Consider the following 24,548-nt stretch of genomic DNA (forward strand, 5'->3'; position numbering starts at 1 on the left):
GGCTTACCTTTCTTTTTGCTCTCTAATTACTTCCATTACCTGTTCAACACATTTGGCAACCAGATCTTGTTGGTTCCCTCCTTGGGATGAGCTTGATCCAGCTCCGGTTTCGTCTACAGTAATTTTGATGTGCAATTCTTTGATTTCTATTGGCATCAGGTTATCGTTTTAAAGTAATTATAGGACAGCTCAATGGATTCAATGGCCATTTTGCTTTCCTGGGCATTAAAATCTTCAACATTCCATTTTACAGGATAGGCGTGCACAACATTCCAGGTCATCAGTGGTTCATGGTCTTCGTTGAGGAGTTTCACCGTTAGATCTATAGGTTTAAACTGAAAATCCTCAATAGCATCCCTACACCAAGAAATTAGTTTGGAGTCTAGCAATACTCCCCGTTTTAAGACCAAGTTTGGATATTTGGTCTTGACAGGGAATTTGTGCTTGAAGCGGTTTTCACCACCCTCTGCAATTTCTTCCGTGTCAATATCCACTGATAGGCCAGAAACTGATTGAAACTCATGATCCCCTTGATTAGTATCTAAGCCAGTAAATTCCACTAAAAAATGGAAACTTGGTGGCGGATAATAATTGGCCATCGCTATTAATCATTTTGGATGGTGAGGCCTTCATGGGCCAGTTCCATTGATTCAATAGCTACTTCATTACCATCACCTTTAAGATCCGTACTTTGCACTTTCAGCGGCCAAGCGTTTTTTACTTTCCAGGATACAACTGGTTCATGTTCCTCATTAAGCAGGCTTATGGTAATGTCCCTTCTGTCCACTTTATTGAGATTGATGGTATTGTACCATTCGAAATACTCGTTATCGCTTTTGAAAGTGCCCCTTTTCAAGGTAATGTTGGAGAACTTCTGCATGCCCGGCATTTTGATTTTGCTGTACTCGGGACTTGCTCCATGCCGGTATTCAATGATTTCTGTTTCTACATCAAGACCAGAAACTTCTGTAAAGCCAATTTTTGTTCCTCCCCATTCCACTGAGAAATGAAACTTTGATAATGGATAGCTCATGATATTATTATTAGTTTTTTAAAAATTGAGTTATTGGAAATTTAGGATTGGTCGAATAGGAAATTGATAAATTCTACTCCCTATTTCATACTTTGTACCTCGTACTTCCTATGATTCCTGCATTTTGTGGGAGAATTTCAAAACAATGAATTCCGCTGGTCTGACTACAGCCATTCCAATTTCCACATTCATTTTTCCTGCTAATATATCCTGGGAAGTCATGGTCTGTCCCAGTCCCACTCTTACATAAAAAGCATGCTCTGGTTTTGCACCAGCCAGTGCCCCGGCCCTCCATTGTAGGGTGAGGAAATTTTCGATCATGGCCCTTACCCTAACCCAGGTATTGCCGTCATTAGGTTCGAATACAAACTGTTCTGTGGCCTTTTTGATGGATTCCTCGGCCATATTGAAAAATCTTCTTACCGGAACATATCGCCATTCATTATCATTACCAGCCAGTGTTCGTGCTCCCCAAACCATGATGCCCTTTCCTGTAAATGGCCTGATAATATTGATGGATTTACCTGCTATGGCATCTACATTTAGATTTTCCTGTTCTTTATTGTCAATAAGTTCGGTTACACCGATTACATTATTCAGGGAAACGTTAGCAGGGGCTTTCCAAACTCCCCTATTGGAATCGACTCTGGCATATACTCCTGCCATGGTAGCGCTCGGTGGAAGGGTCAAGTATTCATTGGCGATGCGTTGGTAAATATTTTTAAGTGCTGGAATAGCTTCCACAGTTGAGGTTTCCACCGTAGCTGTAAAACTTTCAGCAGAACTGCTGATTAGGTCCAATGAAGATTTGATGCCGCTCCATAATTTGCTAATTGCAATGACATGTGGTTGGATTTTTTCAGGGTTAGTTGTCCCATTGCCAAAATAAACATTAGTAGATGTACTGGCGGTATAATCCAAACCAGTTGTGGAAGCTGCTAAGGTCAAAGCGGAAGACAATGAACTGGAGTCAAGGGCAATTTTGGCAATTTCATTTTCAGTATTGTCCAAAGCTGTTCCCAGTTTTGATACTAAATAGTCAAAAAGGAATTTTGTATCACCTGCTGGTGCACTTTTATCCTTTAAGGTCACTGATGCACCGCCTAAGTCGATAATGTCTCGAACTAAATCCATACTTTCTGTATAGTAATTGATCAAAGCTTCCAAATTGGCTTTTGTAGGTGTGTTTTTGAGTGTGTTTGACAAGGCATCGAACTTTCCTTGATAAGAAGGATTAGTTCCCTTTAAGGTTTCCAGTGCCCCATTGATAGCAATTTGATCATCAACAAGATTGTCCAATCTATTGGCCAGTTCTTTAGCATCAGCATCGGCAATAAGGTCAGCTAGATTAACACTAGGGCCATTTTGTGTGATTTTACCCTTGATATCCTTGTATTTGACTACTCTTGGAAGATTGGCTTTTAGCCAAGGTGAATAGGCAGCACCATATTTCAGGTAATTCATACCAATACCATTTCTGAAATTTTCAACGGCATCATCATAATCAATACCTGATTCTTTTAGGTCAAAAATACAGAAGCGGTCCTGTAGGTCATTGCACTGACCAAGCATGGCCGTATACAAAGAATTTATATTGTTTTGGTTCATCAAAGGTGCATCTGGAACCACCAGCAAAGTAGGCCTGTCTATTTTTTTTATCTTGGCTAGTCCAGTCAAAAAACCCGGCGTAGATCCATCAGCTGTACCATTTTGGATGGTATCTCCGTATTTGCCCACAGAAACTACATAACAGTCACCGCCTCCATTGGCATAAAACATTCTGATACACTCATACAGATAATATTTTTCTGTAAGGTCAACTTCTGTTACTTGGTTTTGTGCGTTAAGCTCCAAAGTATTAATGTCCACTTCAGGAGCACCACCAAAATATTCTGTAAACTCCAATACTGAGGAGATTTTTACAGGCTCATAGGGAGGAAGTTCTTTGTCTCCATCCTTTGCCTGTGAAGTATAGCCTAAAAAAGCAGGAATTGCCGTCTCAACTTGCGCTACAGATGGTGGGAATTTTGTGATTTCCTCTATGTAGACACCTGGTGTTTTCATTGTTGTTGCCATGGATAAAAAGGTTTAAATGAATATTTCTGAATAAAGTTTATTTCCGATTGATTTGATGTGCAAAGGATTTGGATTGGGAAATTTGTAGTCTTCCAAATCAGGCACAGGACTTTTAAAATCTGATGGGCTTTCCAATTGAACAAAACCATAATGGGTCAATGGCTGTACTTTTTTCGTTTCCATTTCAAAAGCACCTTTATGGTGGATATACTTCCATATGGTTTTCTGATTGTCAAAATGGATCTTAAAATGTGTCAACTGATTTTTCAGCTTTCCATTTTGCTGTAGCAGACTATTGGCTGCATTATCTGCTTGAACAAATAACCTTATGATTCCAATTGGTCTACTCTCTTGCAATTTTGATTGTTCCAATAATTCCATTTTGTTGTCACCGCTGAATAAAAAATCCGGGCTTATTAATTTTTTTTCCTGTGATTTATGAATGGATTCAAAGTCGAATGGATCAGGTAGGCTAGGCTGCTTATTTGAAAAATATAGAACTTCCTCCCCTGAAAAAGGTAAATTGGTGTAGTTCCAAAAAAATGGATCGTGGACTTTGAGCTCAAAGACGAATTCCTCATCCCCAATAAATCCAATATGTGGAACTCGATCATCTTCTGAATTCACCTTCAAAGCTAAAACTAGGTGGTCAGGATAGGCTTTTACCACTATATTATGGCCTTTTAGTAAATTCATAGTGGTTCTATTGGCCTTGATCTCAAAAAAGGAATTCCAATTATAAGCTTTTAATTGATCTTGTTTTTTATCCTCATCCATATCAACAAACTCTATATCACCATCATTTAAAAAATAGTTATGATGGATACTGATCTTTAAAAGCGGCTTAAAAATAGTTGACACTTTCATCTTATTATTGCTGTTTATAATTTCTATGAATTTCTGTAATAACAGACTGTTCTGAGTTGATCAGATCCCTATCAATCTCTATCAGGTTCATCCTGTAAAAAACTGAAGGGTATTGACGTCCGCCTAAGGTTCCCCAGATGTAATTCAACTCTTCAAAGGTTGGTGTAAACAGCTCCATGGTGAAGCGAAAATTCTTTACAGCACTCATTTCGTCTAAATCTCTATCAAAGCTGGTATTGGATTGAGTGAATACCCTTTTTGATTGGAAAAATTCCAGAATCTTGGACAAGTCATTGAGTGATTTGTTGTATTGGGTCCTGTTGGCACAAAAGATTAAAAACAGGTTGATATTTATCTTGGGATTTTTAAAGCTGACAATATCACCGTCATTCAAATTGTTGGGAAAATTTTTAAGGGTAATTTCCTCTCTAAGATTGATAAGAGATAATATGATTTTGTTTTTTAGCGCTTCAGCACTATCGGATTGGGAATCGATCAAGGCAACATTGTCGAGGATGAGTACAGAATCATCCATCTCTAATTGCTTGAAATATTGGTTTACTTCTCCTGTAAGAATTTTTAAGACCTCAAAAATCATATTCTAAAAGATTCAACAATAAAAAGCAGCTGAACATTGGCACTATTGCTCATAATTCGGCTATCAAAACTTGGTATATTGATCAACTGGAGCTGGGACTATTTAAAAATGAAAAACCCTTAAAACCAGTTACCATCGTGATTTCGTTGACCTAAACTTGGTGAAATAATTAGGTGTGGTATTAGCTTCACGATTTATTTAAAGGTATGTATAAAAAATTAAAAGTCAAATAATATATCGGTTTTTACCAATAAATAAAAATTAAATTCCGTTCCTAAGGATTTAATTATTGAAACATTCTAACTGGTAATAAATGTTTACTAATTTGGTTGGTTAAAATTCTCATTAGCTATTCTGATTTATAAATTTTCTACAGTGGTAAATATTTTTTGTACAAATAGGAATTCGCTAATAAAGTATTCCTGTTTTATAGTTTAAAATGAACTACTGGCTTAATTGTAGAAATTGAAAATATTCATTAAATGGAATCAGCCCATAAATTTGGATAAGTGTATTTTTGATCATTTAAGGTGAAAATGGAGAACTTTTCTGTTTGATTGGTCTAGAAAATTATTTCTCGAAATATAATTTTAAGATGATGGAATATTCATTATTTCAATCTGTTGGTTGTTAGGTAGATAAGAATATATATAGAGGGGGAATAGTATCTATTACCAATAACTGTTAAAAAATTGAAGTTTAAATTTGACCCTTTTTAGAATAAAAAAGCCCAAAATTTCTTTTCGGGCTTAGATATTTTTTTTAAATGATTATTCCTGAGGACTGTTTTTTACATTGGTCCTTGCACGAAATTTTCCAGAATTCTTTGGTTTTGTTTTATCGGCTGTACTTTCTGGCTTAGGTGAACTATTACTAACCCCGTTGTTGGTTTTGGTATTATGATTTTTGGAATGTTTTTTATTTCCAGCTCCATTTTGCCTTTTTCTAAATTTATTATTGGGGCTTCCTGTTTGCTTTCTATTCTTAGCGTTCCCTTTTGGCCTAGCCTCTTTATATTCGGGCCCCTCTTCATATCCTTCTGGAAGATCTAGCCTTGGAATTTCAATACCAATCAGGTTTTGGATCTTATGGAATTTAAATAAATCCTTTTCATTTACGAAGGTAATAGCCTCTCCTTTTTTATCAGCTCTCGCAGTTCTGCCGACTCTATGGACATAGTCTTCAGGGTCACTAGGCGTATCAAAATTGATAACCAATTCAATACCTTCAACATCGATTCCTCGAGAGATAATATCAGTGCCGACTAGGATTTTCAAGGTTTTGTTTTTGAACCTTGACATGATCTTTTCCCTCTCAACTTGTTCTAAATCAGAGTGAAATGATTCTACATCAAATTTCTTTCTCAAAACTTTAAAGATACTTTTGACTTTTTCTTTTGTGGAAGCAAAAATTACTACTGCTTCATAGGCCTTTTGGGTAAGGATATGTTCAAGCAGTTTTTCTTTTTGATTATCATAGCACATATAGGCCATTTGATTGACACCTTCAGCCGTTTTACTAATGGCAATATTGATTTCTTGGGCTTCCCTTAGGATTTTTCTACTAAACTGTCTGATTTTTGGTGGCATTGTAGCAGAAAAAAGCACTGTTTGTCTTTCTTTGGGAAGGTAGTTGATGATTTTGAGCAAATCATCTGAAAACCCCATATCTAACATTCTATCGGCTTCATCGAGCACTAGGTGCTTAAGTGTGGATAAATCAACCTTTCCACCGGCAAGGAGTGCAATTAGCCTTCCAGGTGTGGCCACAATGATTTCTGTTCCATGCTGTAAGGCTTTCTTTTGTTGCTCCCATGCCAAACCATCTCCGCCGCCATAAATGGGAATAGAACTGATGCCCACAAAATAGGCTAGTCCTTGTATTTGTTGATCTATTTGGATGGCGAGCTCCCTTGTGGGTGCCAAGATCAGGGTATTAAGCTTGCCAATTCCTTCTTCGGCGATTTTATTGAGTATTGGCAAAATAAAGGCGGCAGTTTTTCCTGTTCCTGTTTGAGCGCAGGCTATCAGGTCACTGCCAGATAAAATCTCGGGAATGGCTTGCTGCTGTATAGGGGTCGGTTTGGTAAAGCCCATTGCGTCTAAACCTTCCTGCAATGCTTCATTGAAATTAAAGCTATTAAAATTTTCTAAATCCATATTTCTTAATTCTTAGTAGCGGCCTTATTGTGGACTATATAATGTCAAAACTAGGGTGAATCTCGATGATAAAAATTCCTTTTGAGGGCCGGTAATGTATTTCAGGTCAACTCAGCCTGATAGATATTCTTGAAAGAATAAACGTCCTTCTTAATACTCTTTTAATCAAACAAATATAATTATTGATAAACTCTAATTTGCCATTTGGAATCATTAAAAGCAAATTTGATATTATATATCTGGTGAATTGATTTGCAAATATAGTTTATATTATTGACAAACAGTATTTTAACTTTTGATTTTGGAATTTGGATCAATTGGTAAATATATTTTCCAATATTTTATAAGTGATTAAGTAGGTGGGTTTAACTCCTTCCATTCCAAGGCTTCCTGATGCTAAGGTACTTCCTGTTTTTAGGGGATTATCAGAGGCATAATAAGCATATAAAACTTTAACATTTTTACGGATGCTTCTCCTGATTTTGCTAGCTGCTTGTATGGCTTTTTGGTAATGGGCCCCTTCCATTTCCAAGCCGATGGCCTTCCAAGAAGAATCCATGAAATAACTTAAGACATCTTTGTTTTGTAATGAAGTGCCCAATACCGTAATCATGGGACCTTCAAATACTTCTAGCTCATAGCCCGCAAAATCACTTCCTCTTAACCGGTTTTTAAAAGGGTAATTATCTGCTGTACCCTCAAAAACATGAGAAGTAGGTATCATTATATCACCTTTGTTACCTTGAAGTATTCCTGCTTTTCCCATTATGGAAGCTGAAACAACATCCAGCGGAATCATTTGTTTGTTGGATTCAAATGGTTTTAAAAGTTCATCAAAACATTCATAGGCCTGTTCTCCAAATGCATAATCCATTACGACAATTACCGGTTTCTTTTTGGCTTCTTTAGGAATATTTACTCCAGGAATGATAGTATCCATTTGCATTTTAGCGGTATCGATTACCTGTGCACCTATATTGGTTCCGGAAACATCAGGAATTTCAATAAATCCATTCTTGAGGGCATAATCTAGGATTTCCTTTTGTTTATTATTTTTACGGCCAAGGCTTATTTCCCTGACTACTTTTTCAATTTTTTCGAAAGAATTCAAGCCTAATAACTGATGTCCATATACAGTATTGAGAATGCTGTGCAAGTTGGCGCTAATGATATGAATTGGGCGATGCAATAGGTTATTCTCATCTAAAATCCCTTTGATATGTTGTGCCCATCGTTCCCCATATACATGGTGTCCTATTCTCTCCCTTAGGGTGGCCGAAAAGGAAATCTCCCTATCTTTTTCCTCTACAGCTTCCTCAATGGATAGTTTTCCCAAATGATAAACAATACTAAAAAGGCTATTTGAGTTATGGGATGCATTGAATTTTTCGATGGCCCTATGTGTCTCATCATAGGTCCTTCCAGTAATATGGCTTAAATAAGAACAGGCTGCCTCATGATTGTAAGGTTCTCCTTGGAGATCTTTTTCCACAATTTCCCCGAGCATTTTCCAGTTAAGGTTGATCCTACCTTTTCCATCAGTACTGTTATTTCTTATTTTTTCTGCTTCTATATATAAAAATGTAAGGTGGGTCAGGATATCATAGATATCACTTTTTCCCCTTGTCATCTCGACAAACATTTGATTTTTATCCACCCTGTAGCAATTCCTTCTACGTTTGCTGGGAATGAGTTTTTCAAAATCGGCATTTTCATAACCTTCCCTGCTGATCAATCTGATATAACGGCATTCTTCAATGCCTCTGGGAAGCCTTTCCATAACATAAAGCAATCCATCCAGCTCGATTTTTTCATCTTCCGAAACCAATCCATATATCTCTGGCTGTAATACATGAAGAGCGGAAATCAAGGATTCGCCTGATACTCCCAATGGTTTATAGACTCCGCGCATAAATAAATGCCTCATGGTGATGTAAAGTCTTTCTATGGCGGCGCGTGATTCTTGTGCTCTAGTTCTCATTTTGATGCTTTGGGTTAAATCCTATTTAATTAAAGTTGGACCAACTCTTAAAATATTTAATAATTAAACAATCTCTTTAAATGATGCTGGCCAGGTCCATTTACATAAAAATAGTTCTTTTCTTAAAACAATATAGCACATAACTGCTTTGAAATGCTTATCTTATTAGTATAGAATGGGTTCTTAATTGCTGATTACTAATACCTTAAGTATTGGTTTTTTTATTTAAAAAAGAGCTATGAAGAAAAAATTAAATTACTATTCGAGCCACCTAAACAAAGATTTTCCAGCGGGATTGGTGGTGTTTTTAGTGGCTTTGCCACTTTGCCTTGGTATTGCATTGGCCTCTGGGGCTCCCCTATTTTCAGGTTTAGTAACTGGGATAGTAGCAGGTTTGGTGGTGTCCATGCTCAGTGGATCTCAGACAGCTGTGAGTGGACCAGCGGCAGGTCTGACAGTCATTGTACTGAATGGTATTGATACGCTTAACAGTTACGAAGCCTTTTTAGTGGCTGTAGTGTTGGCAGGGGTAATTCAATTGATTTTAGGTCTTATCAAAGCGGGTGTTATTGGTCTATATTTCCCTAGTTCGGTTATTAAGGGTATGTTGGCTGCAATAGGCTTGATCCTTATATTAAAGCAAATCCCCCATTTCTTGGGCGTCGATTCGGATTTTTTTGGTGACGAAGGTTTTAGGCAACCGGATGGGAAAAATACCTTTACTGAACTGTTTTATTCTATTTTCCATATTGGTTTGGGCCCTATGATTATTGGGATTGTTTCATTGACAATAATGATACTTTGGGAAAAACCATTTATTAAAAAAATCAAAGGATTGACTTTCCTTCCAGGTGCTCTATTGGCAGTATTGGCGGGGATTTTTATCAATATCATTTTTAAAACTACCATGCCTTCTTTGGAGGTGGTCCAAAGCCATTTGGTGAATATCCCAATGATCAATTCCTTTACGGGGCTGGCTGACCAGCTCACTTTTCCTGATTTTTCTGTTCTGGGTAATATAGACTTGTATATCGTAGCTTTTACCATTGGAATTGTGGCCAGTTTGGAAACTTTACTTTGTATAGAGGCTTCCGATAAACTGGACAGGCATAAAAGAAGAACACCGAATAATAGGGAATTAAGGGCGCAAGGAATTGGCAATATCATAGCGGGTTTAATAGGTGGATTACCCATGACAGCGGTTATTGTGCGAAGTTCAGCCAATATAGAATCTGGAGGGCAAACCAAAGTATCTGCATTTATCCACGGCCTTTTGCTTTGTCTTTGTGTTGCCTTGATTCCCAATATCTTAAATATGATTCCTCTATCAGCATTGGCTGCAGTTTTATTGATTGTAGGTTATAAGCTGACCAGATTTGATTTATATGTGAAGATGTATAAAATGGGCATTGATCAGTTTATTCCCTTTGTAGTGACCGTTTTAGCGATCTTGGTGACCGATCTATTGATTGGAATCGGAATTGGGATGTCTGTGGCTATTTATTTTATTCTTAAAGCCAATATCAAAACTCCTTATTTTCTCGAGGTGGAGAAAAATGCAGATCAGCATTCCTTTAAATTGGCACTTAGCGAGCATATGTCTTTCTTGAACAAGGCAAGTATGGCTAAAACCTTGGAAAAGATTCCTGATAATGCTATTCTTGAGATAGACGGGGAAAAATCAGTTTATATCGATATGGACGTATTGGAGACAATTTATAATTTTAGGGAAACTGCAAAAGATAAAAATATCCAACTTGTATTAAGAAACTTGCCCAAGATGGAGACCTAATCTGCTGAAAATGTCATCTGTTATCCTTTGATAAATTATCAAATGCCCTACTTACCTTATCCAGTTTTGGCCTGATGACAAATTGGCAATAAGGCTGGTTTTCATGGTTATTAAAATAGTTAATGTGCATGTTTTCAGCAGGATAGAAGTTTTGAAACGGAGTTATTTCAGTTACTATAGGGGAATCATAAACCTGTGCTTTTTCAACTAATTGCTTGAAGTCCTCAGCAATGATTCTTTGTTCTTCATTGTGATAGAATATGGCTGAGCGGTATTGTGGTCCTATATCCGCTCCCTGTCTATTTAATGTTGTAGGATCGTGTGTTGCCCAAAAGACCTCTAGAATATCCTGAAAAGCAATTTCCTTTGGATTATAAAAAAGTTGGATCACTTCTGCATGTCCTGTGGTGCCTGTAGTAACATCCTGGTAGCTTGGCTCTGCAATATGTCCCCCACTGTAACCAGGCAAAATTCCACTTATTCCTTTAAGTTTTTGGAAAACAGCCTCTATGCACCAAAAACAACCTGCACCTAAAGTAATTACTTCATGTCCGACCGGTATATTATTTACAGTAGTTTTGGGAAGTGATATCATACTATATTGGTTCTTGCTTTTATTAACGAGTATATCAGCAATTACGCTAAAATCCATGATTGTTAAAATAGTCTCTAATTGATTTAACTGATATATATGGGTGTTTTCTTATTATCCTGCGAAAATCTGTCTTTTAGCGGTTAGATTCTTCCTATCTTCTAAAAACTAATTTTTTCCCTTTGTGGTGAACAATCATCTTAATAATGTACACTAAATTAAGCATGGGACTTTTCTGTTTTCTTAATTACAATAATTGGATGTTTATCATTATCTTGACTATTGGTCAAGTCAATTTTTCCAATGAGTGCTAGGTTGTGCGCAGCTAATTCAATTTCACTGGTAAAATGTTGCCAATCCTGAGGGAAAATCCATTTGATAACCTCATAAAGTTCAAAGGGTGTATTTCCTCTTTGTCTGGCCATTTCTAAAATAGCTATTTCCAAAATGTTGTTCATAATTTCTTCCTATTAAAACAGACGCATTTGTCCATGAGGTGAAAACTTGCTAAGATCAAAAGAAGGCATAGACCTATTTTTCATATATCTTTCTTTTGAAGTGAGAAAAATCTTTTCGATCATTTTGGCCATGGCTCCAGAACCTTTGATTCTTCTCCCCCATTCTGTATCATTTAATTTTCCTCCGTGCAACTCCTCAATTTGGTGCATTACTTTTTCTGCCCGGTCTGGAAAATTTTCCCTTAACCAATTGACAAATACTTGTTTTACATTGCCATTCAGCCTAACCACTGTATATCCAGCATTCAATGCACCTGCTTGCGCAGTCCTTTTTATGATTTCAGCAATATCAGCAGTGTTGATAGCCGGAATAATAGGCGCAACCATTACACCGCAAGGGATCCCAGCAGCCGTAAATTCTTCCATGGTCTTAATTTTCTTTGTAGCGGTGGCAGTCCTAGGTTCAAGCAAAGTCTTTAATCTGCTGTCAATATGGTTAATAGAGAAATACACATGAACCAAATTAAGCTTGGCCAATTCCTGGATTAAATCCTTATCTCTTTGAATAAGCGTGTTCTTCGTAATGATACTAAGTGGGTGTTTCAATTCCAGGCATAGCTCCAATATCTTCCTTGTCAATCGATATTTCTTCTCTGCGGGTTGATAACAATCCGTATTTCCCGATAACATAATCGGTGAAGGGACATAGTGTTTGGAGTTCATCTGTTGTTTCAGGACCTCAACGATATTACTTTTGACCATAATATTGGTTTCAAAGCCAAGTCCCGCATCAAACCCCCAATATTGATGCGAATTTCGAGCATAGCAATAAATACAGCCATGTTCGCAACCTTGATAGGGATTTACAGAGTAATTTAGAGGTAGATCAGGGCTGTCATTTTTACTGAGTGCTCCTTTTGTGTGTTCCTTATAGTATTTGGTTTGAGGTTTTTCCAAATACTGCTCTTCATCAACACCTTCAATATGTTCTATAACCAGTTTTCTCTTTAAATAGGGATTATCAGGTGTGATGTTTGCTCCTCGTCCTTTGAATACTTCTTTGCTCATCAATTTCAATTTAAGGCAATAATGCTTAGCTCAAAACAGATTGACATAAATTGTCAGCAAAAGGTCCAGTACTGGTAAGAAATGGGTGGATATTGGTAATTATTATTTGCAAATGAGAATAAAGGCTGGAGGAAAATTTTTTAAGGTAAAGGCTGTTTTAATGTTGTTGAAATAATTGGCGAATTGGAATTTTAACAAATAGGAATAACAAATTTGGATAAAAAAACCATTTTTATCCAATGAAGACCTGGTTTTGGAATAAATATTATTTCTGGATTCTTTGGGAATCAGACTAAAAGGTAGTGATGAAAAAATGAGATCTGCTGACTTCCCTTCTAGGTATTTGTCCATATTTTCAGCTGAATCATTGATGATGTGGACATTCTTTTGGGGAAATTCTCTTTTTAGGTTTTTACAAAATGCCTCACTAATTTCAAAGACGATAAGGGTTGCATCATTGTCCATTCTATTGATAATTCCCCTGGTTATGCTCCCGTCTCCTCCTCCAAGTTCAATAATTATCTTTGCCCCTTTAAAATTTGCGAAAGAGAGCATTTTATTGACAAGAGACTTTGAACTAAAAGTTACTGCGCCTGTGGTTTTAATATTGGCAAAGAGTTCTTTAATTAAGAAACTTTTATTCATTATTATGATGAAATTTGAATTACAATATAGTTAATTTGTTGCGAAAATTATTGGAAACTGATCTTTAGAATTTGGATATATACATCCATCATTAAATAATAATAATGAGTCAAAAAACGGTTATCAAATCCAATTTGGTAAGCAATATTACAAGCAATTTGATTAAATTCTGGCAAATCAGTATTATTTTCTTGTTGCTTTTAATTTTTGTTGGAATTGTCGAGGTATTTTGGATTGGTAATATTCATGGGCTTTCGGCTGATCCACAGTGGAAAGTGTTCTTTATAAATTTATTGGAAACCATAAAGTGGGGATTATATACTGTTGGGGTGTTTTTTTTGGTTCAAGGTATTCTTGGATTAGTTTTTCCTAAAATTTCCTACACCCTTTATAGGACGCTGCTTAGTTTATTAATAATTGGTCAAATTGGTCTGATTTTCTATTTCTCCCAGGCTTTGGTTCCTTTAGGAGCTGACTTGTTCACTTATTCCTTTAATGATTTGTTGGAGACTGTGCAAGCTGCAGGGGCTTTAAATGCATTTAGTTTAATAGCCTTTCCAGCAGCGATTGTATTTGTCTACTGGTTGCTGGGACAGGGAAAGTTTATCCATTTCAAATTGAATGCATTGCTTTCAATCTCCCTTGCTTCTTATGTTCTTTTGGCCATTTTATTGTTGGTGCCCATTTCAAAACCTCAGGGCTTTTCCAGCTTGGAAGCTAATCTTTCGGAAAATAAATCGCTTTTCTTTTATGAGGAGGCTTATGAGTATTTTAGTACCTCCAGAAACATCTATTTTGATTTTTATTTGGCACCGGAGATGGATGAAAATGCCTTGGTGCAAAAGGAATTTATTGATCCTACCTATCCATTTTTACATTTGAATAATTATCCGGATTATTTGGGTCCTTTTTTCGATTCATTTGAGAAAAAACCTGATCTAGTATTTATTATTGTAGAAGGCTTAGGGAAGGCATATTCTGGGAAAAACGCTTACTTGGGAAGTTGGACACCATTTTTAGATTCGCTGGCCAATAAGAGCCTTTATTGGGAAAATATGCTTTCTACCACTGGTCGTACCTTCGGCGTGCTTCCAGGATTGTTTGGTTCATTGCCTTTTGGTGAAAATGGTTTCATGGAAGTTGATCCTTACCCAAGACATTATACCCTTATTTCATTATTGAATGAAAATGGCTATGAAGTTAATTTTTTCTCTGGTTTTGATTCAAAATTTGAAAATGCCAAAGAATTCCTTCAATATCAGGGAGTAGATCTCTTGGTAGATGAGGATGATTTTGATGATGACTTCCAAAAATCCCCTGCATCTGCGGCTGGATTTTCATGGGGCTATGCGGACAAGGAAGCTTTTCAAAATGGAATTAGAAAGCTCCCCAATTCAGATTCTCCACAACTGAATATTTTTCAGACAGCCTCGATGCACTCTCCTTTTTTGGTTCCAGACCAGGAATTTTATTTGGACAAGGTTAAAGGGAATTTGGTGAGCTTGAAAGTGGACGCTAGCTATGACCTAAATAAGTACGAAAATGAACTGGCCAGTGTCTTGTATGGTGATGATGCCCTGAAAGAATTTTTTAAGGAGTATTTGAAATTGGAAAAAGCAGAGAACACCATTTTCTTTATCACTGGTGACCACAGGCTACCAGAAATCCCAATGTCTACCAAAATTGATAGATTTCATGTTCCCTTTTTGATTTATTCCCCCAAATTAAAAAGGGCTAAATCTATGGCGGCAGTAAATACCCATCTCGAGGTAAGCCCAAGTGTTCTGGCGTTTTTAGAAACCAATTATGAAATTGACTTGCCAGATTCCGTGGCTTGGCGAGGAAGTGTTTTAGATACTGCAGCTGCTTTCCAATCCAAAATTAGCCATGCTCTTAAGAGAAATAAATATCAGTTTGGTGATTATATTGATGGGACTTATTTTATGTCCGATGATGAGGCTTTTGAAGTAATGGAATCCCTTTATTTGGAACCTGTTAATGAAATTGAAACCTTGGATAAATTGAATACCATGTTTGATGACTATAATGGAAAAGACAGTTATGCCATGAAAAATAATGCTATTTTGCCTGAAGAGAATTAGGCCGGAATTAACGAATGAATAGTCTTATGATATGGAAAAGCTACTTGGAAGACTATCAAAAATAATGATGAAATTATTTTTGATAGTCTTCCAATATATTCTCTATTAATGGGTAGAAATAATTCCAATAAAAGGAATTTCGGTTAGAGTAATCTGTTTTGTCATTAACCAGCTTTTGTAGCCTCGCAACGCCCAAAAATGGTGTAGAGCTCATGGATATGGGATTATCTGAGAAGTCCCCCGTGAAGTAAAAGATATTTCCTTTACCATTTTTTCTGATCATGCTTGCTGGAAAATATCTAGGCAAGCCCATGGATCGAAGCTTTTCCAGACCACTCTCCGTTGGTGTAAGGTCAAAATAGGAGATTACCTCATAATTTTTGTCAATTCTAATAATTTCAAACCAATAAGGATAATTGGTTTCTTGGGGCAAATCATACTTTTGTTGGCTTTTTAAGGTAGAGACGATCAAGGGAACCTGTTGGACCATATCCTTTTTGTGTTCCAGAATTTCAATCCTACCGGTTTCATTCACGAAAACTTGAGCGGCACCTTTAAACAACCATTGTCCTTGATGTTGCTGTTTGTAATTTTCGATCAGCCAATTTGGTATTTCATTATTGATCAGGGTATCCAACTCATCAAAATAGCGGCTTATCCATCCTGACCATTTGATCTTCATGATTTCTTCAAACTCTAATCTAAGTTCTGGGCTTGTGGGAGCACCCATGGTATTAAACTCAGCTATTACTAGTTTTTCTTGTTCGATGGATTTTGAAAGGAAGTCAATGTCATTTTGACTCAGTCCACCATAAATTTTTTCCGAATAGACATTTTTATTGTTTTTCCTAAAATCAGCTTCATAAACCCCATAAGTATCAGCAAAATAAAGAATGTCCATTGTCTGTGTCAAAGAATCCAAGGCTTTTGGGCTGTACTGTTGCAAGCTTTTTATTTTGTGCTTGCCATTTTCTTGGGGATAAAACCCAAGGTAATCTTTATCAAATTGGTAAAACTGGCCATCTTCCCTTCGAATATTGAGATGCTTCATAGCCCAAAATAAAGACCTGTGCTCCAATCTTTCCTGATCTGATACAGTTTTATCCATGATAACTACATTGATATTCTTGGGTGTCGAGAATTTCCACGCCAAGTGACTTAAACCGGGAATAACGACAGCTGGAATAAGAATGATCAGGACTATGATGAAGGTAAGTCCAATTTTTGATCTTGAAAACCTGTATGCAGCTTGGTTAGAGGACATTAAAATCTGAATTCAGTTCCTATTGAAATATTTAGATTTGGTCGATAGTTGTCTGGGCTTAGTTCATCATATGAGTAGCCCACAAAGGCATAACCTAGCCATCTTGGACTCCAAAGTTGCTGGTAGCCTACCCTAGCCCTGTAAGAATTCAATAATTGAGACTGAAGGTCCCTGTCTTCCTCATCAGGGGAAACCCCAGTACTTATTTGAGCTACAAAGTAATCCTCTGACCCTTTGAAGTAGTACCTGGCTTGAACATTTCCACTTATCGAGCCTCCTTCTTCGGAAGGCACATGGTTAGCTCTTAAGTTTAACCACCAATTACCAGTGTATTTTCCAACAGAGGCTGTAAAGATATGGGTAGTTTCACTAAATCGAAGATGCCTGTACCCAATATCAAATTCATAAGCTTTTGGTAGACTCCAATATATGGAAGTTCCAAATCTATAATTGGGAAAAAAAGAAGCATTAGAAGCTCCCACATTGACATAGGCGTAAGAATTTTTCCCTAAACTTGGGTAAGCATCAATTTCATATTGGGTACCATAACTGTCAAAGCGATGTGAATGGGTTGCTCGACCAATAACATTCCCGAGGAACCCTACCCTAGTCCTAGCGTATAAGGAGTAGGTTTGCCAAGGCGTCAATTGCCCTTGAAAGGAATCATGGTCTGCAGTTACACCCACAGCACTTTTTATGGTTAATCGCTTGATGCGTTGGATATAAGAAAGCAAACCATCTATACTGGCATTGTTCTCATATAGTTTCTCAGCGATTTGAATGGCTTGTTTATAATCTTCCCTATAATAAGCGTACTTTGACTTTCTGTATTGTAGGGCTGAAGAGCCTTGACCAAATTGCGTTTCAGCCCTTTCCAGTACCTGTCCCGCAGAATCAAGTTGGTCTGCCCAGAATAGATTGTCAAGGTATCCTATATAAGCATCTTCATAATCAGGGCTGATTTCAATGGCTTTTTCAAAATAAATCGATGCGGAATCATTTTTCCCATCCCAACTGTACATTCTCCCCAATAGGATCCAAACATCCGAATAACCAGGGTATTTTTCTATGATTTTATTGGCCAATTTTATAGCTTCTGCTCTATCTCCATTAATGGCCATGTCTCTTGCCTCGAAAAACTTTTTATCTGGATCAAAGCCTTCTTGGGCCATTGCAGGAATTACCAATAGACCTAATATTAATAAGATATATATAGTTTTATTTGCCATTATTCTCTGTACTTGATTTCAATTTGTTATTAAATCCAACACGTACCATTTCCCCCCAGCCTCCAATGCCTTTGATAAATTGCCAGTGGCCTTTCATACACCAGCTCATGATTTTGGGATGTATGAAAAGAGGCTCCTTTATAACTGTTGTGATCAGCTTTTTCAGGTCGCCTTTTTCCTGATAATTATCAAAGGCCAGCTCTTCGAATAGAATACTGAAAGAAGATAGCATTACAGCAAAGAAATAAATCAGCACAAAAAGGCTTAAAAAGTAAAGAGCACTAAAATCTCCCATGACGATCAAAATGATGGTATAGATGGCACCGAGGAGTTCTATTATTGGTGCATTTTTTTCAAATAATGACCAAAAAGGAAAAGAGATCATCCCTAGGAATCCATATTTGGGATTTAGTTGCATGGTTCTGTGAAGCTGTAGTGTTTCAATTGTCCCACGCATCCATCTATTCCTTTGTTTTGAAAGTACTTCTTCCGTTTCAGGAACCTCAGTCCAACAAAGCGGATCAGAAACAAAAGCCACTTTGTAAGGAAGTTTTTGTTCTTCCATATAGCGTCTCATCCTTACCACCAATTCCATATCCTCTCCAACCGTCTTTGGAAAATATCCTCCGACTTTTAGTACCAATTCTTTATCAAAGAATCCAAAAGCTCCTGAAATAAGTAAAAGTCCATTCATTCTTGACCATGCCAAACGTCCCAAAAGGAATGAACGGAAATATTCAATTACTTGAAATCTTCCCAATAGACTGTCAGGAACCCTGTATTTTACAACTGTCCCATCCTTAATATCACAGTTGTTGGCAATACCAATCCCTCCTCCTACTGCTATAACCTTCTTATTGGTTTCTTCCAAGAAAGGTCTTAACATTCTAACAATGCTGTCTGGAGCCAAAATACAATCCACATCTATACAGGCTATCAGTTCCTGTCCGCTAATATTTATGCCAGCATTTAGCGCATCAGCTTTGCCTCCATTTTCTTTATCCACTACGATTAACTTGCTGAAAGATGGGTTGTTGGATTTGTAAACGGCTTTTACCTTGGCAGTGTCTATTACCTGTTCAAATGCAAACTCTGTTTTTCTTAAGTCAAAATTCTTTATCAATAAGTCTATGGACTCATCTTTGCTGCCATCATTGATAATGATTACCTCATATCTACTATAATGTAAAGAAAGTAAGCTCCTGACATTTTGAACGATGGTTTTACCCTCGTTATAGGCAGGTGCCAGTATGGAAACACTGGGTCCTACAGGTGTCGTGATTACATCTTTGTAGTCCACAAACTTGTTTTTCTTGATTTGCTCTCTCAGTTCTAAGCCAGAAAGTAGGGTGATGATCATATAGATGATGATCACCGCAAATCCATAAAACAGGAAAAACATGCCCATTATTTGGGTTACCAAATCGAAAAGTAAACTATACATAGCTCAGCAAACTGTCTTTTATGTGATTTTTGATTAGGTAAATATGCTCTTGGTTGAGGTTCTGGACTTCTAATTCAAATCTTTGTTCATCCAATGCATGTAAGCTGGTAAGGATGCATTTTTGCAATTTGAAATTTTTTGTCTCTTTGACTTTTTTACAGAGGAATTCGATAGAATCTTCATTTCCAATGTCCGCCAATAAATTAGCTGCCAAAATTGAAAGAGGATTATCCTTTCCCATCAGTACCTTATGGATTAATTCCAGCTCCCCAAAAGCTGTTAATGCCTTAAATGATTTTAAGATTTCCTGCTGTTCATAGTAGGTGACACTATCATACATACTAGATAGCTTTTCTATTAATTCAATTTTTCCAAGAAACCTGACCAACCTGATTCCAAATAGTCGCACGGAATGGTTTTCTGAATCCAATAGAATGGCAACTCCCACTTTTTCTGTTTTTGGAATATTCTTTAGTACCCTGTAAATGGACATTTGCTCCCATTTTGAAAGCGGGTATTTTTGTTGTGCGAGAAATTTTAGGTTTTTATCTATAGATAGATGCAAAACAGCCCTCACAGCATTGGTCCTAACAATAAAGTTTTTACTGTAGATTAATTTTTCTATTTCATCTACCGTATATCCAATATTCATTTCAAATAGCTCAACAATTCCAGAACTTTGCTCGTCCCAGTTTCTGCTTTTTAGTTTGCTCAGTGAAAACTTATCTAATTCAAGTATAGTATAAATGGCTCTCAGCTTGTCTTTAAACTCACCTTTGAGATTTTTATTGACATTTACAATTTCCTTGATCAGTGTATCCTTAAATAGTGCTTTACTAAAATTGGTTTTACCAAACTCATCGGATAATCGATCAAAAGTCATAGACTCAATTTCCGTATAACTGTACTCAAACAATAAACTGGAAATAGGCGCTTGGCAAAGGAGCTTATATTCTTTGATCAGTTTTTTCTGCTTGGCATTTTTTGATCTGACAATGGTAAGAAAAAATAATAATACCAGAAAAGTAATAAGGAACAGCCCTAAAATCCCAAGTAGAATAATGAACTTAGCATCATTGAAGATTCTGTATTTTAACTTATAAAAAGGCTTAAAAGGAATCCTACTTGCAGCAATAATCAGTTCCTCATTCGTTTGAGCCTTTTCTGTTTTAGGAATATAAAGTTCATTTTTCTTAACTATAGAGATGTAGTCAATGACTTCTTTAAATTCCTTGACATCATCAAAAATGTAATACTGTATGTCTGTGTTGCTTATACCAGCATTGATTAAGGAATCTCTAGTGAAAGTAGCCCTTTCAAAATCATAATATACCTTGCTTAAGATTTGCTTTAGCTGTGCGGATTGGGGGCTTATGTTTGGGCTTACTTGATCATCTTTGATCTTCAGTTTAAAGTACATGGACTCTACCTTATCTACTCCATTTAAAAATGAAATGGTAGCCACTGAATCGCTCACTTGAAAAGCCGTAACGGTACAGACTTTTAATGACAGTATTGCTGCAAAAAGAAAACTAAAGGAAAGTTTGATCACAATAATGTATTACCGGTTCAATTAATCAGTCTCTTCACCCTAATAGCAAGCTCATTAGGGTTGAAAGGCTTTGGTACAAAATCTGAAACCCCCAAGTTAAAGGCTTCCATAACTGTTCCCTCTTCTTCACCTAAGGCGCTAAGTACAATAATAGGGCATTCTGGATATTTTGCTCTGGCAAATTCTATGATTTCAATCCCGCTCTTAAATGGGACCATAATATCGGTGATGATTAGATCAGGAGTGTTTTCTTCCAAGGCTTTAACCCCTTCATTTCCGTCCTCAGCCAAAATCACTTTATGCCCCTCTTTTTTGAGCCTAAATTCCACCATTTTCAAAATTAAGAGGTCATCTTCAATAACTAATATATCTTTCATGGCTGAACTTTTCGTCTTTTAATAGGTAAAAATATACACTTTTATTTATAATTCTATCTACAAATACCATTCGTATAACATTGATTTTGGACTGTTTATTTTCGAACGGTAAAAACCATTTTTCAAATACATAATTACGCATTTAACAATATTTTTTTACCGATAAGAAAATTATGCTATGTCAAAAAATAAATCTTTTGTTAGTTTATGGCTTGATTTAATATTTTATCTACCCATAATTTTATGATTAAAAGACAAAACACCTTAAAGCTTTTAATGGTGTGGTTATGTTTACTGTTTGGACAAGCTGTTTATTCCCAGAGTGATTATACTGGAAAAAAACGGGTCACGGGAACCTATGCCATAACCAATGCTACGATTATCACATCTCCTGGAAAAACCATCAATAATGGAACTGTTATCATCAAGGATGGACTTTTTGAAAGCATATCATCGAATGCCCAAGTGCCTGTGGATGCACAAATTATTCCTGGAGATTCACTAATTATTTACCCTGGATTTATCGATGCATTAGGAGAGCAGGGTGTTTCAGCACCAGATGAGGTTAAGAAACCTGAAGGTATGGATCCTTCGAATCCACCGAATGATGTAGCCGGTATTACGCCTGAGCTTGAGGTATTACAATATTGGGAAATTGGGGATAATGGAGTGGAAGATTGGAGAAAAAATGGATTTAGCATTTCCCAGGTTGCGCCGAAAGGTTTGATGCTTCCAGGAAAGACTGCTTTGGTGGTATTTGGTGATGAAAAATCTTCCAACTATTTGTCTACAGCATCAGGATTATATGCCCAGTTCAAAACCGCAAGGGGTGTGTATCCTGGTACTACATTAGGATTGATGGCCAAATGGAGGGAATTATATAAGAATGCAGAGCTTAAACAGCAACATTCCAAGATGTTTGCATCTCAAGGAAATGGGCTGGCAAGACCTCAAAATGATCTAAGTTTGGAAGCTTTTTACCCTGTGATCAACCAAGAGATTCCGGTTATTTTCAAAACCAAGGATGAATTGGAAATCAGAAGGGCCTTAAAATTGCAAAATGAGCTAGGGTTTAAGCTGGTATTGGCAGGGATAGAAGATGGAAGTAGTCTAGCAGATGATATAAAAGCCGCTGGAGCCTCTGTAATTCTATCCTTGGATCTTCCTGATCCCAAAGCCTCGCAAGCCGAATTAGAAGATGCCACAGAAGAAGCAAAAAAGGCACAACAAAGAGTTGTGGAAGCATATAATAATGCGTTGATGCAGGCTGCTAATTTTGAAAAGGCGGGTATTCCATTTGCTTTTAGTACACTAGATGCCAAATCTGGTGAGTTTATGAAGCACCTTAGGCTGATGGTCGAAAATGGCTTAAGTGAAGAAGCTGCTTTAGCTGCCCTAACTGTTAATGCTGCTGAAATATTGGGCATCAGCCAGTTTACGGGAAGTATTGCTGAAGGCAACTTGGCCAATTTGGTGATTACCACTGATAAGTTGACCGATGAAATGGTTAAAATAAAATATGTTTTTGCGGATGGTTATTTGTTTGAGTATGAGGGTGGAAAATCCAATGTGGACATGAGCAAGGCCAAAGAATTGGTAGGTAACTGGAATTATGAATCAGAAACTCCTGGGGGGACTTCAAAAGGAACTGTGAAATATGAAGTTAGCTCTGGGGAACTGCAAGGAGAAATTGTAGTAGATGATCCTGATGGAGGTGGGCAAATTACCCGAAAACTAAAGGATATCAATTATGATGGAAAAGAACTTTCTTTTAATTTTTCTGTAATGGCACAAGGGAACAAACTGATTGTTCATGCCAAAGGAATAGTAATGGATAATAAATTCGAAGGTACTTTAAGCATCAAGGATATGGGTAAATATTCCCTAAAAGCCACTAAGGTGCCAGAATTTAAATTATAATGATGATATCAATGATGAAATTTAATTATATACTCTTATGTGTATTGCTTTTAGTCGCGAATGGGCTCGCCGCCCAAACTCCTAAAGGCAGTGTATTGATTAAAAACGCCACGGTACTTACTGTCACCCAAGGAACATTAGAGGGAACAGATGTATTGGTTCAAGACGGATTGATTAAGAAAATAGGTCAAGGTCTTTCCGCTCCTAGGAATGTAGAAAGTATAGATGCTACTGGGAAATTTTTAATGCCAGGCATCATAGATGCCCATTCCCATTTGGCATTAGATGTGGTTAATGAAGCCACAGCACCAATTACGGCTCAAGTAAGTATGGCCGATGTGGTCAACCCTTATGATGTTGGAATCTATCGTGCACTGGCTGGGGGAACTACCATTGCTCATGGACTGCATGGATCTGCCAATGCCATTGGAGGCCAAAGTATTACCATGAAATACAGATATGGTTCTCATGATCCTGAGGACATCATCATGAAGGAAGCGCCTAGAACCATCAAGTTTGCTTTAGGGGAAAACCCAACCAGAGTCCACGGTAGAGGGAAGAATCTACAACCTAGAACGAGGATGGGTGTGGAAGCAGTTATCAGAAATGGATTTGCCGAGGCCATTCAGTACAAAAAACAATGGGAAGCCTATAATGCATCCAAGGATAAAAAGAACAATACCATCACTCCCCCTGTCTATAATTTAAAATTGGAGACACTTGCTGATATCCTTGATGGTGAAATCATTATTCACTGTCACTCTTACAGGGCTGATGAAATTTATATGCTTATCAATGTTTGTAGGGACTTTGGAGTGGATAAATTAGTGTTTACCCACGTGAATGAAGGATTTAAAGTGGCTCCTGAACTGGCAAAGTATACCATGGGGGCATCGGTTTTCAGTGATTGGTGGGCTTATAAGTTTGAGGTGTATTACTCAACCGCCTATAATGCTGCTATCCTAATGGAAAATGATGTGATTACCTCTATCAATTCAGATTCTGATGAACTAATCCGTCACCTTTACCATGAAGCAGCGAAGACCCAAAGATACGGTGGCTTGACTGATGAGCAGGCATTATCTTTGATTACCATCAACCCCGCCAAACAATTGGGTATAGATAAATTTGTTGGATCTATAGAGGAAGGAAAACAAGCCGACCTGGTCATATTTGACAATCACCCTCTTTCTGTATATGCTATTCCTCAAATGACCTTTGTGGATGGAGTAAAATATTTTGATATCAATGAAGATGAAGATGACCAAAGGTTAAAGGTGAGCCCTACTCAAATGGTGGAGCCAGTTTATCTTCAAGCAGAGGATGAAAGATGTATGCATGGTGTAGAATTATTTACTGGAGAAACAGCGAATTTTACGCATACGCATTGA

At 37.1% G+C, this 24,548-nt stretch carries 21 protein-coding genes; 4 read left to right on the top strand and 17 right to left on the bottom strand.

Going from position 1 to position 24,548, the window contains the following annotated elements; genetic code table 11:
• Positions 1-3: 3 nt before the first annotated feature.
• The 8 genes from KMW37_RS16050 to KMW37_RS16085 form a co-directional block, all read right to left on the bottom strand.
• Complete coding sequence (locus KMW37_RS16050; protein WP_215225674.1) at positions 4-156, bottom strand: DUF5908 family protein; 153 nt, start codon at positions 154-156, stop codon at positions 4-6.
• Complete coding sequence (locus tag KMW37_RS16055; RefSeq protein ID WP_215225675.1) at positions 156-599, bottom strand: phage tail protein; 444 nt, start codon at positions 597-599, stop codon at positions 156-158. The genes KMW37_RS16050 and KMW37_RS16055 overlap by 1 nt, the downstream gene beginning before the upstream one ends.
• Before the next feature lie 5 nt (positions 600-604).
• Positions 605-1,033, bottom strand: a complete 429-nt coding sequence (locus tag KMW37_RS16060; protein ID WP_215225676.1) for a phage tail protein — start codon at positions 1,031-1,033, stop codon at positions 605-607.
• A gap of 108 nt (positions 1,034-1,141) precedes the next feature.
• Positions 1,142-3,109, bottom strand: a complete 1,968-nt coding sequence (locus KMW37_RS16065; protein ID WP_215225677.1) for a phage tail sheath C-terminal domain-containing protein — start codon at positions 3,107-3,109, stop codon at positions 1,142-1,144.
• Positions 3,110-3,121: 12 nt separating this feature from the next.
• The gene (locus KMW37_RS16070; protein ID WP_215225678.1) at positions 3,122-3,976 is read right to left on the bottom strand and encodes a hypothetical protein; all 855 of its coding nucleotides are present in this window, start codon (positions 3,974-3,976) and stop codon (positions 3,122-3,124) included.
• 4 nt (positions 3,977-3,980) lie between these two features.
• Positions 3,981-4,574, bottom strand: a complete 594-nt coding sequence (locus KMW37_RS16075; RefSeq protein WP_215225679.1) for a DUF4255 domain-containing protein — start codon at positions 4,572-4,574, stop codon at positions 3,981-3,983.
• A 770-nt stretch (positions 4,575-5,344) separates the two neighbouring features.
• Positions 5,345-6,733, bottom strand: coding sequence for a DEAD/DEAH box helicase (locus tag KMW37_RS16080; protein WP_215225680.1), 1,389 nt, complete (start codon positions 6,731-6,733; stop codon positions 5,345-5,347).
• A 313-nt stretch (positions 6,734-7,046) separates the two neighbouring features.
• Positions 7,047-8,714 carry a DUF6909 family protein gene (locus KMW37_RS16085; RefSeq protein WP_215225681.1) on the bottom strand — a complete coding sequence of 556 codons (1,668 nt, stop codon included), beginning with the start codon at positions 8,712-8,714 and terminating at the stop codon, positions 7,047-7,049.
• Positions 8,715-8,952: 238 nt separating this feature from the next.
• Here KMW37_RS16085 and KMW37_RS16090 point away from each other — a divergent pair, with 238 nt between their 5' ends.
• Positions 8,953-10,506, top strand: a complete 1,554-nt coding sequence (locus KMW37_RS16090) for a SulP family inorganic anion transporter (RefSeq protein ID WP_215225682.1) — start codon at positions 8,953-8,955, stop codon at positions 10,504-10,506.
• 13 nt (positions 10,507-10,519) lie between these two features.
• Here the strand turns inward: KMW37_RS16090 and msrA are convergent, their stop codons facing one another.
• The 4 genes from msrA to KMW37_RS16110 form a co-directional block, all read right to left on the bottom strand.
• A complete protein-coding gene (msrA, locus tag KMW37_RS16095) occupies positions 10,520-11,158 on the bottom strand; it encodes a peptide-methionine (S)-S-oxide reductase MsrA (protein ID WP_246581532.1) in 639 nt (212 codons plus the stop codon).
• A gap of 158 nt (positions 11,159-11,316) precedes the next feature.
• Positions 11,317-11,556 carry a hypothetical protein gene (locus KMW37_RS16100; protein ID WP_215225683.1) on the bottom strand — a complete coding sequence of 80 codons (240 nt, stop codon included), beginning with the start codon at positions 11,554-11,556 and terminating at the stop codon, positions 11,317-11,319.
• A 12-nt stretch (positions 11,557-11,568) separates the two neighbouring features.
• Positions 11,569-12,624: a PA0069 family radical SAM protein gene (locus KMW37_RS16105; RefSeq protein ID WP_215225684.1), complete on the bottom strand. Its 1,056-nt coding sequence runs from the start codon at positions 12,622-12,624 to the stop codon at positions 11,569-11,571.
• A gap of 102 nt (positions 12,625-12,726) precedes the next feature.
• Positions 12,727-13,269 carry a class I SAM-dependent methyltransferase gene (locus KMW37_RS16110; RefSeq protein ID WP_215225685.1) on the bottom strand — a complete coding sequence of 181 codons (543 nt, stop codon included), beginning with the start codon at positions 13,267-13,269 and terminating at the stop codon, positions 12,727-12,729.
• Positions 13,270-13,373: 104 nt separating this feature from the next.
• Here KMW37_RS16110 and KMW37_RS16115 point away from each other — a divergent pair, with 104 nt between their 5' ends.
• A complete protein-coding gene (locus KMW37_RS16115) occupies positions 13,374-15,371 on the top strand; it encodes an LTA synthase family protein (RefSeq protein WP_215225686.1) in 1,998 nt (665 codons plus the stop codon).
• Positions 15,372-15,444: 73 nt separating this feature from the next.
• On the opposite strand, the gene KMW37_RS16120 is transcribed toward KMW37_RS16115, so the two are convergent.
• Genes KMW37_RS16120 through KMW37_RS16140 form a run of 5 tightly spaced genes read right to left on the bottom strand, consistent with a single transcriptional unit; the run spans position 15,445 to position 21,237 of the window.
• The gene (locus KMW37_RS16120) at positions 15,445-16,635 is read right to left on the bottom strand and encodes a hypothetical protein (RefSeq protein WP_215225687.1); all 1,191 of its coding nucleotides are present in this window, start codon (positions 16,633-16,635) and stop codon (positions 15,445-15,447) included.
• Positions 16,635-17,864, bottom strand: coding sequence for a YaiO family outer membrane beta-barrel protein (locus KMW37_RS16125; protein WP_215225688.1), 1,230 nt, complete (start codon positions 17,862-17,864; stop codon positions 16,635-16,637). The genes KMW37_RS16120 and KMW37_RS16125 overlap by 1 nt, the downstream gene beginning before the upstream one ends.
• The gene (locus tag KMW37_RS16130; protein WP_215225689.1) at positions 17,854-19,308 is read right to left on the bottom strand and encodes a glycosyltransferase family 2 protein; all 1,455 of its coding nucleotides are present in this window, start codon (positions 19,306-19,308) and stop codon (positions 17,854-17,856) included. The genes KMW37_RS16125 and KMW37_RS16130 overlap by 11 nt, the downstream gene beginning before the upstream one ends.
• On the bottom strand, positions 19,301-20,860 hold the full coding sequence (locus tag KMW37_RS16135) for a hypothetical protein (protein ID WP_215225690.1): 1,560 nt from the start codon (positions 20,858-20,860) through the stop codon (positions 19,301-19,303). Before KMW37_RS16135 ends, KMW37_RS16130 begins: the two co-directional genes overlap by 8 nt.
• 17 nt (positions 20,861-20,877) lie before the next feature.
• Positions 20,878-21,237, bottom strand: a complete 360-nt coding sequence (locus KMW37_RS16140) for a response regulator transcription factor (protein ID WP_215225691.1) — start codon at positions 21,235-21,237, stop codon at positions 20,878-20,880.
• A 243-nt stretch (positions 21,238-21,480) separates the two neighbouring features.
• On the opposite strand from KMW37_RS16140, the gene KMW37_RS16145 reads away from it, so the two are divergent.
• The gene (locus KMW37_RS16145) at positions 21,481-23,157 is read left to right on the top strand and encodes an amidohydrolase family protein (RefSeq protein ID WP_246581533.1); all 1,677 of its coding nucleotides are present in this window, start codon (positions 21,481-21,483) and stop codon (positions 23,155-23,157) included.
• An 11-nt stretch (positions 23,158-23,168) separates the two neighbouring features.
• Complete coding sequence (locus KMW37_RS16150; RefSeq protein WP_215225692.1) at positions 23,169-24,548, top strand: amidohydrolase family protein; 1,380 nt, start codon at positions 23,169-23,171, stop codon at positions 24,546-24,548.

The sequence above is a fragment of the Echinicola shivajiensis genome (assembly GCF_018642165.1).
Taxonomy (GTDB): Bacteria; Bacteroidota; Bacteroidia; order Cytophagales; family Cyclobacteriaceae; genus Echinicola; species Echinicola shivajiensis.